Origin of the sequence: Kumtagia ephedrae (assembly GCF_003012745.1) — a bacterium.
Lineage (GTDB): Bacteria > Pseudomonadota > Alphaproteobacteria > Rhizobiales > Rhizobiaceae > Kumtagia > Kumtagia ephedrae.
This window is the reverse complement of record NZ_PXYK01000055.1, coordinates 1-11,489: the sequence shown is the minus strand read 5'-3', so window position 1 is coordinate 11,489 and position 11,489 is coordinate 1. Positions and strand designations below refer to the sequence as shown.

The 11,489-nt window shown below is 67.4% G+C and carries 13 protein-coding genes; 10 read left to right on the top strand and 3 right to left on the bottom strand.

All coding sequences use genetic code 11. The features are described 5' to 3' along the window. Positions 1–359: 359 nt before the first annotated feature. From C7I84_RS28990 to C7I84_RS28950, 9 genes are all read left to right on the top strand, one after another. Positions 360–782 (top strand): endonuclease domain-containing protein, encoded by a 423-nt coding sequence (locus C7I84_RS28990; RefSeq protein ID WP_106775685.1) that lies wholly within the window; start codon positions 360–362, stop codon positions 780–782. Beyond that, positions 779–1,174 (top strand): VOC family protein, encoded by a 396-nt coding sequence (locus C7I84_RS28985; protein ID WP_106775684.1) that lies wholly within the window; start codon positions 779–781, stop codon positions 1,172–1,174. The genes C7I84_RS28990 and C7I84_RS28985 overlap by 4 nt, the downstream gene beginning before the upstream one ends. 5 nt (positions 1,175–1,179) lie before the next feature. Then, positions 1,180–1,671, top strand: coding sequence for a GFA family protein (locus tag C7I84_RS28980; protein ID WP_106775683.1), 492 nt, complete (start codon positions 1,180–1,182; stop codon positions 1,669–1,671). Next, positions 1,668–2,174, top strand: a complete 507-nt coding sequence (locus C7I84_RS28975) for a GFA family protein (protein WP_106775682.1) — start codon at positions 1,668–1,670, stop codon at positions 2,172–2,174. The genes C7I84_RS28980 and C7I84_RS28975 overlap by 4 nt, the downstream gene beginning before the upstream one ends. Continuing rightward, positions 2,171–2,647, top strand: coding sequence for a GFA family protein (locus C7I84_RS28970; protein ID WP_106775681.1), 477 nt, complete (start codon positions 2,171–2,173; stop codon positions 2,645–2,647). Before C7I84_RS28975 ends, C7I84_RS28970 begins: the two co-directional genes overlap by 4 nt. Further along, positions 2,644–3,606: a prolyl aminopeptidase gene (pip, locus tag C7I84_RS28965; protein WP_106775680.1), complete on the top strand. Its 963-nt coding sequence runs from the start codon at positions 2,644–2,646 to the stop codon at positions 3,604–3,606. Before C7I84_RS28970 ends, pip begins: the two co-directional genes overlap by 4 nt. Before the next feature lie 205 nt (positions 3,607–3,811). Further along, a complete protein-coding gene (gene cimA, locus C7I84_RS28960) occupies positions 3,812–5,428 on the top strand; it encodes a citramalate synthase (RefSeq protein ID WP_106775679.1) in 1,617 nt (538 codons plus the stop codon). A 229-nt stretch (positions 5,429–5,657) separates the two neighbouring features. After that, positions 5,658–6,572, top strand: coding sequence for an EamA family transporter RarD (gene rarD, locus C7I84_RS28955; RefSeq protein WP_106775678.1), 915 nt, complete (start codon positions 5,658–5,660; stop codon positions 6,570–6,572). 9 nt (positions 6,573–6,581) lie between these two features. Next, complete coding sequence (locus C7I84_RS28950; protein ID WP_106775677.1) at positions 6,582–7,268, top strand: glutathione S-transferase family protein; 687 nt, start codon at positions 6,582–6,584, stop codon at positions 7,266–7,268. 59 nt (positions 7,269–7,327) lie between these two features. On the opposite strand, the gene C7I84_RS28945 is transcribed toward C7I84_RS28950, so the two are convergent. The 3 genes from C7I84_RS28945 to C7I84_RS28935 all read right to left on the bottom strand — a co-directional run bounded on the left by C7I84_RS28945 (position 7,328) and on the right by C7I84_RS28935 (position 9,483). Next, on the bottom strand, positions 7,328–8,329 hold the full coding sequence (locus C7I84_RS28945; protein WP_106775687.1) for a transporter: 1,002 nt from the start codon (positions 8,327–8,329) through the stop codon (positions 7,328–7,330). Between the two features lie 76 nt (positions 8,330–8,405). After that, the gene (locus C7I84_RS28940; RefSeq protein WP_106775676.1) at positions 8,406–8,810 is read right to left on the bottom strand and encodes a hypothetical protein; all 405 of its coding nucleotides are present in this window, start codon (positions 8,808–8,810) and stop codon (positions 8,406–8,408) included. A 61-nt stretch (positions 8,811–8,871) separates the two neighbouring features. Continuing rightward, positions 8,872–9,483 carry an LOG family protein gene (locus C7I84_RS28935; protein WP_106775686.1) on the bottom strand — a complete coding sequence of 204 codons (612 nt, stop codon included), beginning with the start codon at positions 9,481–9,483 and terminating at the stop codon, positions 8,872–8,874. A 114-nt stretch (positions 9,484–9,597) separates the two neighbouring features. Here C7I84_RS28935 and C7I84_RS28930 point away from each other — a divergent pair, with 114 nt between their 5' ends. Next, positions 9,598–11,280, top strand: a complete 1,683-nt coding sequence (locus tag C7I84_RS28930) for a LysM peptidoglycan-binding domain-containing protein (protein ID WP_106775675.1) — start codon at positions 9,598–9,600, stop codon at positions 11,278–11,280. The last annotated feature ends 209 nt before the right edge of the window (positions 11,281–11,489 follow it).

Genomic DNA, 11,489 nt, shown 5'->3' with positions numbered 1-11,489 from the left:
CATCCAGCTCAAGGATGGCAAGGACCCGAACACCGGCGAGCGCGTCACCACGTGGGAGGTGAGGCGGTGAGGGCGGTGCGCGCCACGGTGGACAGGTCGGCGGGACAGCACCCCCCTCTGTCCTGCCGGACATCTCCCCCGCAAGGGGGGAGATTGGCAGCTTCGCGGCCACCGCTCCTTCTCCAGCGTTGGCGATTGGCGAAAGCCGACGCGAAGGCTGATCTCCCCCCTTGCGGGGGAGATGTCCGGCAGGACAGAGGGGGGTGCTGTCCCGCCAGCCTGTCCGCTCGGGTAAGGGAAAGACTTGTCCGCTTTGCCCCTGAGGCGCCGACGCGCGGAATGACGGAAGGCCGTCGCTGATGGGTCACGAACTCGTTCCGCCTCGTCAGCGCCGCAACGCCAAATCGATGCGCCGTGTCATGACCGACGCAGAGCTGAAGCTGTGGAACGAGATCCGCGCGCATCGTTTGATGGGGCTTGGCTTCAAACGGCAGGTGCCGATCGGACCCTACATCGTCGATTTCGCCTGCCCGTCTCATCGCCTGATCGTCGAAGTGGATGGCAGCCAGCACGGGGAAGTAGAAAGTCAGGCAAAGGACGCAGTGAGGTCGTCCTATCTCGAAGGTCGCGGCTGGACCGTCCTGCGCTTCTGGAACGACGACATCCTCCGCGATATCGACGGTGTCTGTCAGCATGTCGTCATCGCCGCCGGCCTGGATCAACCGCAAGCCGCGACCGATGTTATGCTGGCGGCAGTCCCAGCGGAGGAGATTGACCCATGATCGACCACACCGGCATTTCCGTATCCGATTTCGACGCCTCGAAAGCCTTCTACGACCAGGCGATGGCGCCGCTCGGCGCGTCGCTGATCATGACGGTGCCGCAGGAGTTCACCGGCGGGGTGAAGGTCGGCGGCTACGGCCGAGAGCGGCCGACCTTCTGGCTGCACCAGGGCGACAAGCCGAAGGACCGGCAGCACATCGCCTTCTCAGCGCGCAGCAGAGCCGAGGTCGACGGCTTCCATCAGGCCGCACTGGCCGCCGGGGGCAGGGACAATGGCGCGCCGGGCCTGCGGCCGCACTATCATCCCAACTATTACGGCGCCTTCGTCCTCGACCCGGACGGCAACAACATCGAGGCCGTTTGCCACGAGTTCGAGCCGGCGAAGGGGTGAGTGCGATGAGCCTCGACAATCTGCCCCTCTATGCCGGCGGCTGCCAGTGCGGCGCGGTGCGCTTCCGCGTCGAGGGCGCGCTCGGCGACGCCTCGGTCTGCCATTGCCGCATGTGCCAGAAGGCGGCCGGCAATTTCTACCTGCCGCTGGTCTCGGTGCGCGGCGCAAAACTCACCTGGACGCGCGGCGCCCCGAAAAAATTCCGCTCGTCGAATTATGCCTCGCGAGGCTTCTGCGGCGACTGCGGCACGCCGCTCAGCTACGAGGCGCCGGACGGCGTGGCGCTCGCCATCGCCGCCTTCGACAAGCCGGAGGAGATCGCGCCGAAGATGCAGTGGGGCACCGAGGCGAAGCTGCCCTATGTCGACGCCGTTCCCGGCCTGCCCGGCGAGGAGACGATGGCCGACATCGGCGAGGCCCCGTTCCTGGCCGATCTCGTCTCCTACCAGCATCCCGACCACGACACCGACCGCTGGCCACCGGAGGATCGTCCATGAGCGCGCTTCCCCTTACCGGCGGCTGCCAGTGCGGCGCGGTGCGTTATGCCGTCGCCGACCCCGGCCAGGACGCCTATCTCTGCCACTGCCGCATGTGCCAGAAGGCGATGGGAAACCTGTTTTCCGCCATGATCGCCATTTCACCCAAGGACGTGACCTGGACGCGCGGCCGGCCGGCGACGTTTCGCAGCTCCGACGCCGGCCAGCGCGGTTTCTGCGCCGCCTGCGGCACGCCGCTCTGCTACATCGGCGACCACGGCCATATGGCGATCACCATCGGCTCGCTCGACCATCCCGAGCGCCACAAGCCGAAGTCGCAGGACGGCATCCAGAGCCGCATGCCCTGGTTTGCCGAGCTGACGTCGGTGCGCGACGACGGCGAGACGGGCGGCGGGCCGGATGTCGACTGGGTAGTGGCTATCCGGCGCAGCAATCGCCAGCATCCCGACCACGACACCGACCAGTGGCCCCCAGAAACCTCGAAGACGGAGGCAAGACCATGACCGACACCGTTCGAACCGGCGGCTGCCAGTGCGGCGCCGTGCGCTACCGCATCCGCGGCGAGCTCGGCCGAGCTTCCATCTGCCATTGCCGCATGTGCCAGAAACAGTTCGGATCGTTCTTCTCGGCACTGGTGACGGCGCCCAAGGACGGCGTCGAATGGGTGCGCGAGGAGCCGAGCTATTTCCGCTCGTCGGTGAACATCGACCGCGGCTTCTGCCAGCGCTGCGGCACGCCGATGACCTATCGCCATCCCGACGGGCTGGAGATCGCCATCGGCACCTTCGACGACCGCTCGGATCTGGCGCCAAAGATCCAGGTGAACCATGCCGCGCGGCTGCCCTGGGTGGACAAGATATTCGAGGCGCCGGTGCATGACGACCCCGGCTACTACATGCGGCAGGAGCAGATCATCTCCTTCCAGCATCCCGACCACGAGACGCCGGTGTGGCCCGAACACGGACTGAAGCTGTGAGCGAAGCGGTGCGTAGCCTCTATCCCGAGATCGAGCCTTTCGAGACCGGTCTTCTCGACGTCGGCGACGGCCACACCGTCTACTGGGAGCGTGTCGGCACCAGGGGCGCCAAGCCGGCGGTGTTTTTGCATGGCGGACCGGGCGGCACCATCTCGCCAAAGCATCGCCGCCTGTTCGATCCGGCACTTTACGACGTGGTCCTGTTCGACCAGCGCGGCTGCGGCAAGTCCACGCCGAACGCCTCGCTGGAGGCCAACACCACCTGGCACCTCGTTGCCGACATCGAGCGGCTGCGACAACTGTTCGGCTTCGAAAGCTGGCTGGTGTTCGGCGGCTCGTGGGGCTCCACGCTGGCGCTCGCCTATGCCGAGACGCATCCGGAGCGGGTGAGCGAGCTGGTGGTGCGCGGCATCTACACGCTGACCAAGGCCGAGCTCGCCTGGTATTATCAGTTCGGCGTCTCGGAAATGTTCCCGGACAAATGGGAGCGCTTCGTCGCGCCGATCCCCGAGGTCGAGCGCGGCGACATGATGGCGGCCTACCGCAGGCGATTGACCGGCACCGACCGCAAGGCGCAGATCGAGGCGGCGCGCGCCTGGAGCCTGTGGGAAGGCGAGACGATCACGCTGCTGCCGGAGCCCGAGACCAGCGACAAGTTCGGCGAGGACGATTTCGCGTTGGCCTTCGCCCGCATCGAGAACCACTATTTCGTGCATGCCGGCTGGCTGGAGGAGGGGCAGCTGCTGCGCGATGCGCACAAGCTCGCAGGCATTCCCGGCGTCATCGTGCACGGCCGCTACGACATGCCGTGCCCGGCGAAATATGCCTGGGCTTTGCACAAGGCCTGGCCGGATGCGGAGTTCTTCCTGATCGAGGGCGCCGGCCATGCCTTCTCCGAGCCCGGCATCCTCGACCGGCTGATCGACGCGACGGACAGGTTTGCCGGCAGGACATCATGACATCTCTCGCCCCTTCGCACCCCCCTCTGTCCTGCCGGACATCTCCCCCGCAAGGGGGGAGATCGGCTGCTTCTACCCTGGCGACTGTCCTGCAACGCTGGCGATTGGCGAAAGCAAACCGGCCGGCTGATCTCCCCCCTTGCGGGGGAGATGTCCGGCAGGGCAGAGGGGGGTGCGAAGGGGCGCCTACCGTCGGAAAACTGCAATGAACCGCCACCGCCTCACCCTCTTCGACACCACGCTGCGCGACGGCCAGCAGACGCCGGGCATCGACTTTTCCGTCGAGGACAAGATCGCCATCTCCGCCATGCTCGACCAGTTCGGCATCGACTATGTCGAGGGCGGCTATCCCGGCGCCAATCCGACCGACACCGCCTTCTTCGCCGACAAGCGCACGGCGAGGGCGAAGTTCGTCGCCTTCGGCATGACCAAGCGCGCCGGCGTGTCGGCCTCCAACGATCCCGGCCTCGCGGCACTGCTGCAGGCCAAGTCTGACGCCATCTGCTTCGTCGCAAAAAGCTGGGACTATCACGTGCGGCTGGCGCTCGGCTGCACCAACGAGGAGAACCTCGACGCCATCCGTGCTTCGGTCGAGGCCGCGCGCGCTTCGGCCAAGGAGGCCATGGTCGACTGCGAGCATTTCTTCGACGGCTTCAAGGCCAATGCCGACTATGCATTGGCCTGCGCCAAGACCGCGCTTCAGGCCGGCGCGCGCTGGGTGGTGCTGTGCGACACCAATGGCGGTACGCAGCCCTCGGAAATCCGCGACATCGTCGCAAAAGTGATCGCTGCCGGCATTCCCGGCGAAAACCTCGGCATCCACGCCCATGACGACACCGGCCAGGCGGTGGCCAACTCGCTGGCCGCCGTGGAGGCGGGCGTGCGCCAGATCCAGGGCACGCTGAACGGCATCGGCGAGCGCTGCGGCAACGCCAACCTGGTGACGCTGATCCCGACGCTGATGCTGAAGCCCGCCTATGCCGACCGGTTCGAGACCGGCATCTCGGCCGAGGCGCTGGCCGGCATCTCGCGGCTGTCGCGCAATTTCGACGAACTGCTCAACCGCGCGCCGGAGGCGCAGGCGCCCTATGTCGGCGCTTCGGCCTTCGCCACCAAGGCCGGCATCCACGCCTCGGCGCTGGTCAAGGACCCCAAGACCTACGAGCACGTGCCGCCGGAGGCGGTCGGCAACCGCCGCAAGGTCATGGTGTCCGACCAGGGCGGCAAGGCCAACTTCATCGCCGAGCTGAAGCGCCGCGGCATCGAGGTGCCGCGCGCCGACCACCGCCTGGATTCGCTGATCGCACTGGTCAAGGAGCGCGAGGCGGAGGGTTATGCCTATGAGGGCGCCGACGCCAGCTTCGAGCTTCTGGCGCGCAAGATATTGCATGGCCTGCCGGAGTTCTTCAGCGTCGCTTCGTTCCGCTGCATGGTCGAGCGCCGCTACGACGCCAACGGCAATCTGAAGACCGTGTCGGAGGCGATCGTCAGGGTGACCATCGACGGCGAGGAGAAGATGTCGGTGGCCGAGGGCCATGGCCCGGTCAACGCGCTCGACATAGCGCTGCGCAAGGATCTCGGCAAATACCAGCACGAGATCGCCGATCTGGAACTCGCCGACTTCAAGGTGCGTATCCTCAACGGCGGTACTGAGGCGATCACCCGCGTGCTGGTCGAATCGCACGATTCCACCGGCGCGCGCTGGTGGACGGTCGGCGTGTCGGAGAACATCATCGACGCCTCCTTCCAGGCGCTGATGGATTCGATCGTCTTCAAGCTGATGAAGAACCGCGACATGGCCGGGCTGGTGGCGGCGGAGTAGCGGGCTTGGGTCTGTCGAGATTCAGGTCGGAACGAGGCGAAAATGGTGTTTTTCGAGAACCGGAGCGGAGTGTACGAATAGGTACATGAGCACCGGAAGCGTAGAAAAACTCCATTTGCAGCCCGTTCTGGCCTGAATATCGACAGACTCTGGTCCATCACCGGAATTGCAGCGGTCCATCACAATTTTTGGATGGTGCCGACCGCCGCATGGGCGCATAGGGGCGCCCATGACCGTAGAAGCTCCGGCACAGGACCGCCACGCCGCCCAGCGCGGCTTCTTCTTCGCGCTCGCCGCCTACAGCTTCTGGGGCGTCCAGCCGATCTTCATGAAGATGCTGGCGCATATCCCCGCCGACGAGGTGGTGGCGCACCGCATCGTCTGGTCGGTGCCGATCGCCGGCGTCGTGCTGCTGCTGCTCGGCCGCACCGCCGACCTGAAGGCGGCGCTGCGCTCGCCTCGCACTCTGATCATGGCGGCGGTGACGGCGGCGCTGATCACCGTCAACTGGGGCATCTATGTCTGGGCGATCGCCGCCGACCGCGCCGTCGAGACGGCGCTCGGCTATTACATCAACCCGCTGGTCAGCGTGGTGATGGGCGCGGTGCTGCTCGGCGAGAAGCTGAGCCGGGCGCAGCTCGTCGCGGTCGGGCTGGCGGTGCTGGCGGTCGCCATCCTCACCGTCCAGGCGGGCGGCCTGCCCTGGGTGTCGCTGGCGCTGGCGCTCACCTTCGCCGTCTACGGCTATCTGCGCAAGACGCTGCCGATCGGCCCCAGCCAGGGGTTTTTCCTCGAAGTGCTGATCCTCTGCCTGCCGGCGCTGGGCTTCATCCTCTGGCTGCAGATGCACGGCGAGGGCCATTTCCTGCCCTCGCAGCCGGGCGACATCGCGCTGCTTCTGATATGCGGCCCCATCACCGCGACGCCGCTGCTGCTCTATGCCTTCGGCGCAAAGCTGCTGCGCTTCTCCACCATCGGCATCATGCAGTATATCGGCCCGTCGATCGTGCTGCTGATTGCCGTCTTCGTGTTCGGCGAGCCGTTCGGCGGGGTGCAGGCGGTGGCCTTCGGCCTGATCTGGGCGGCGCTCGCCATCTATTCGTGGTCGATGTTTTTCGGCCGGCAGGACAAAGGGCAGGGTTGAGGGGAAGCCATGTACACGCTGCACATCGCCAACAAGAACTATTCGTCCTGGTCGCTGCGGCCATGGGTGCTGATGCGTGTGCTCGGCATCCCGTTCGAGGAGCACCAGGTCGAATTCCCGACGGGGTCCAGCTTCACGCTGTTCCGCGCATTCTCGCCGAACGGCCGCGTGCCCTGCCTGACCGACGACGGCTGGCCGGTATGGGATTCGCTGGCGATCGTCGAATATCTGGCCGAGCGCCATCCCGGCGTGTGGCCCGAGGACGCGAAGGCGCGCGCCTGGGCGCGCTCGGCCGCCGCCGAGATGCATTCCAGCTTCACCGCGCTGCGCAACGACTGCCCGATGAATTGCGGCGTGCGCGTCCGCCCGAAGGAGAAGTCGGCGGCGCTGAAGCAGGATCTCTTCCGCCTCTCCGACCTCTGGAACGACGGCCTTGCGCGCTTCGGCGGGCCGTTCCTCGCCGGCCCGGCCTTCACCGCCGTGGAGGCCTTCTTCGCGCCAGTCGCCTTCCGCGCCCAGTCCTACGGGCTCGTGTTCGATGGCGCGGCGGCGGACTACCCGGCCCGTCTGCTCGACCTGCCGGCCATGCGCGACTGGTATGCCGCCGGCCTTGCCGAGACCTGGCGCGAGCCCGACCACGAGGCGGAGACCCGTGCTGCCGGCGAGATCGTCGAGGATTTTCGGGCGACGGCGTAGCGGCCGCTTGTCGGGCGAGCCTCGAAAGACCCACCAGAGCCGCGGAGCGACCAGCCCCTCTACCTCCCGTCGCCCAGTCTTCGCACCAGATACAGCGTCGTCCCCGCGACGGTGAGCGACAGCAGCGTGACGATCCAGAAGCCGGCGGTCTCGTTGAGGAACGGCAGGCCGCCGACATTCATGCCGAACAGGCCGGAGATGATGGTCATCGGCAAAAGCACGGCGGTCATGACCGACAGCAGGTAGAGCAGCCGGTTGGTCTGCGCCGTCAGCTTGGCCATCAGCTCGTCCTGCAGCAGCCTGGCGCGGCCCTGCAACTGCTCGCTGTCGTGGTTGAGCGCGAAGGACTGGTGCGACAGCCGCGCCGCCATGTCGGCCATCGCCGGCGGCAGGTCGTCGTGATGCGACTGGTCGAGATGGCGGAACAGGCTGGTCAGCGTCGCCATCTGGCGGTGGATGACCACGAGCTTGCGGCGGACCTCGACGAGCGACTGGCGCTCATTGTGCCAGGAATCGCAGACGATGCGGTCCTCGATGCCGTCGAGCTGCTCGCCGAGGCCGGCAAGCTCCCTGGCCATGCCGTCGAGCGACTGGCTCATCACCGCCTCGATCAGCTCGGCCGGCGAGCGGAACGGCCGCGCGCGGCCGTCGATCTTGGCGCGCACGGCGTCGACCGAGCGCAGCGGCTGCTTGCGCGCGCCGATCAGCATCCGTTCGTTGAAGGCGAAGCGGAAATGGCCGAGGCCGCGCGCCTCGTTGGAATAATCGTGCCGCAGGTCGGGCAGGTCGCCATGGAGCCAGCCGTCCTCGAGGTCGATGTGGCAGGCATGGCCGGACGACAGGAAGGCGTCGCGCACCGGCGCGGGCAGGGCGGCCTCGGCGGCGATCTCCTTGCGGGCGCGCAGGTCGCCAATGTCGTAGCTGCGCCACGACCAGCCGCCGTCGGGGCTGCCCTGCGCGGCGAAGCCGGCGGCATCAAAACGGTAGGTGAAGAACAGGCCGTGCTCGTCGGGCACATGGCCGGACAGCGGTGCGGGCTGGGATTTTACGATGTCGTCCATGGCGAAGGTCCCGATCGACGACGCCTTGTATATCACGATTGGTGAAGATGACGTGGCGTCGGCCGCAACTGTCGCATCAATCGTCCAACGCCCACTGTGAGAGATCATCGACCGGTCTTGGCAGTCGGCCATCGAGCCACTCGGCAACGAGGTTTGGCGTCATCGTATCTACTGGGCATTCGATGACCCAGCTCAGAAAGTCTCTAGGGCCGCCATTAGCGTACGGTGGCGGGGACACCGGCATGAAAGCGGTCGGGAGCTTCTCCGTCAGGGAGAGATAGTTGAGGACGTGTCCAAGTTCCTGAACGGCGTTCCAAGCGAACGAATGGTCAATATCGATGGAGAATTTGACCCACCAGACGTGCTCGTTGGATCCACATCCGAACCCACGGGAAGGCGTGGTATTCGAGTGCACGGACGGAACTCGGATCAGATAATCGATGAGCTTCTGAAATTCCGGGTGTTTGACGGGATCGGCCATCTCAAGACAAGGCCTTCTGTTGGATTCTTCGCCGGACGCGCGATCCAGCGCAACGGACGGCTCACATCTTGTCGATCACCGCCTGCACGCCGTCGGTCGGCGCATCGACGCCGGCACCCTCGACCAGGATACCCGGCACGATCGCCTCGACCTTGTCGATCACCAGCGGCTGCACCAGGTGCCCGGTGTGGATGAAGCCCTCGGCGCGCATATGGTCCATCAGCGCCAGCATCGGTGCCCAGAAGCCCTCGATATTGGCGAAGACGATGGGCTTGCGGTGGTGGCCGAGCTGCGCCCAGGTCATGATCTCGACGATCTCCTCGACCGTGCCGATGCCGCCCGGCAGCGCCACGAAAGCGTCGGACTGCTCGAACATCCTGTGCTTGCGCTCATGCATGTTCTCGGTGACGATCAGCTCGTCGAGCCGGTCGAGGCCCGCCTCGGTCGCCTCGCGGTTGAGCAGGAAGCGCGGTATGATGCCGGTCACCTTGCCGCCGGCCCGGAGCGCCCCGTCGGCGACGGCGCCCATGATGCCCTTGGTGCCGCCGCCGTAGATCAGCCGAAGCCCGGCCTGCGCCAGCGAGCGGCCGAGCGTGCGCCCCGCCTTCAGATACACTTCGCTGCGGCCGGGCGAGGAACCGCAGTAGACGCAGACGGATCGAATCGTGTTCATGCTGTGATTGGTTAGTATGTCGCCCGCGCCGGTCAAGGGAACAATGGGGCATTTCCTTGTCGGTGCCGTCAAAACACGCTAGACCCCCCTTAATTGGCTAATGGGCACGGGACTATGGTGACTCCGATCAAGGTGCTCCTGTTTCTGGCGGGAGGATCGGCTGCGGCCGCGACGACGGCCTATGTGGCGGGCGTGTTCGACCCCTATCTCAATCCGCCGGCAGCGGAAGCGCCGGCGCAGACGACGCCCAAGGTCGCGGCGCTGCCGCCGGCCGACGCGCCGCAGGAGAAGGCCGCCGCGCCGGCTGCTGCTACGCCGCCGGCCGAGGCTGCCGCGCCGCAGCCGGAAGTGCAGGTTCCCTCCTTCGACCTGGTGCGCGTGCAGGGCGACGGCTCCATCGTGATCGCCGGCCGCGCCGCGCCGCAGGCCCGGGTCGAGGCGGTCATCGGCTCGCGTGTCATCGGCAGCGCGGTTGCGGGGCCCGACGGCGACTTCGCCATCGCGGTCGACCAGCCGCTGAAACCCGGCAACTACCAGATCGTGCTGCGCTCCACCGCGCCCGGCAATGTCGTGGCGACCTCGACCGAGACGGCCGTGGTTTCCGTCCCGGAGGCGCCGGACGGACAGGTGCTGGCGCTGGTCGAGGCGCCGGGAAAACCCGCCGAGCTGATCACCGTTCCCAAGCCGCGGCAGCCGAATGCCGAAGCGCCCGCGGCACCCGCTGCCGGAACATCCGATACGACGGCCAAGCCCGCGACGGCAGCCAGGCCGGCGGAGGAGCAGCCCCCCGCCAAGCTCTTGGCACCCGACGGGAAGCCGGCTGTCACCGAGGACCAACCCGCCGCGGCCGGGGACAAACCTGCCACCAGCGAAGCTGCACCGGCCGAGGAAAAGCCGGCCGCTCCGGCCGGCGAACAGGTGGCCGCCGCGCCCAAGCCCGCCCCGGCCCAGCCTCCCGTCGAACAGGCCGCCGGCGAGCCGCGCGTCGCCGTCGAGGCGGTGGAGATCGAGCGGCGGCGAATCTTCGTCGCCGGCTCGGCCGATCCCGGCCGGCTGCTGCGCGCCTATGCCAACGAGACCTTGCTCGGCCAGACGACGGCCTCGCCTGCCGGCCGCTTCCTGGTCGAGGCCGAGCGCGACCTGCCGGTCGGCGACTACATCATCCGCGTCGATGCGCTCGAGCCGAACGGTTCCAAGGTCCTGGCGCGCGCCGCCGTGCCGTTCGAGCGCGAGGCCGGCGAGAACATCGCCGCCGTGGCGCCGCATGTGCCGCGGGCCGAGCAGGCCCCGGCCGCCGAGGCCAAGCCCGGCGACAAGCCTGCCGCTGCGGCCGCGAGCGAGCAGGCCGCGCAGACCGGGACGGTGCAGCCTCAGGCGCCCGCCGCCACTCCGGCCGAGACCGCGCCGGCTGCCGGCACGGCGGCTGAAACCGCTCCGCAAGCGCCTGCCCCCGCGCAGCCGCAGGCGCCGGAGCAGCCGGCTGTCGCCGCCGACCCGGCCGAGCAGTCCGGCCAGCCTTCCGCCGCGCCGACGGAGGCCTTGGCTCCGAAGCTGCAGAGCGTCGACGGCGCCGTCATCATCCGGCGCGGCGATACGCTGTGGCGCATCTCGCGCCGCGTCTACGGCTACGGCACGCGCTATTCGACCATCTACCTCGCCAACCAGAACCAGATCCGCGATCCCGACCTGATCCTGCCGGGTCAGGTGTTCAGCGTGCCGGAGCGTTCCGGCCAGGGCGAGAAGGCCGATATGACCCGCCTCGGCGCGCAGGCGGTTCCGCCTCCGGTCCGCCAGTAGCGGGCGGCGGCAGGCCGCGTGCGGCCGCATTCGTCCGCTGCCGTCACGCCCATACGGATGCAGGGGAATCGCATATGGAGCTACCCCCACCCCTAACCCCTCCCCTCAAGGGCAGGGCTGTCCGGGGAAAGTTATTGGTGAATCGAAATGCCGCAGGCGCATGCCCCGAGAGACGGGGATTTTCCGTCTACCTTCTGGTTGTCGAGACT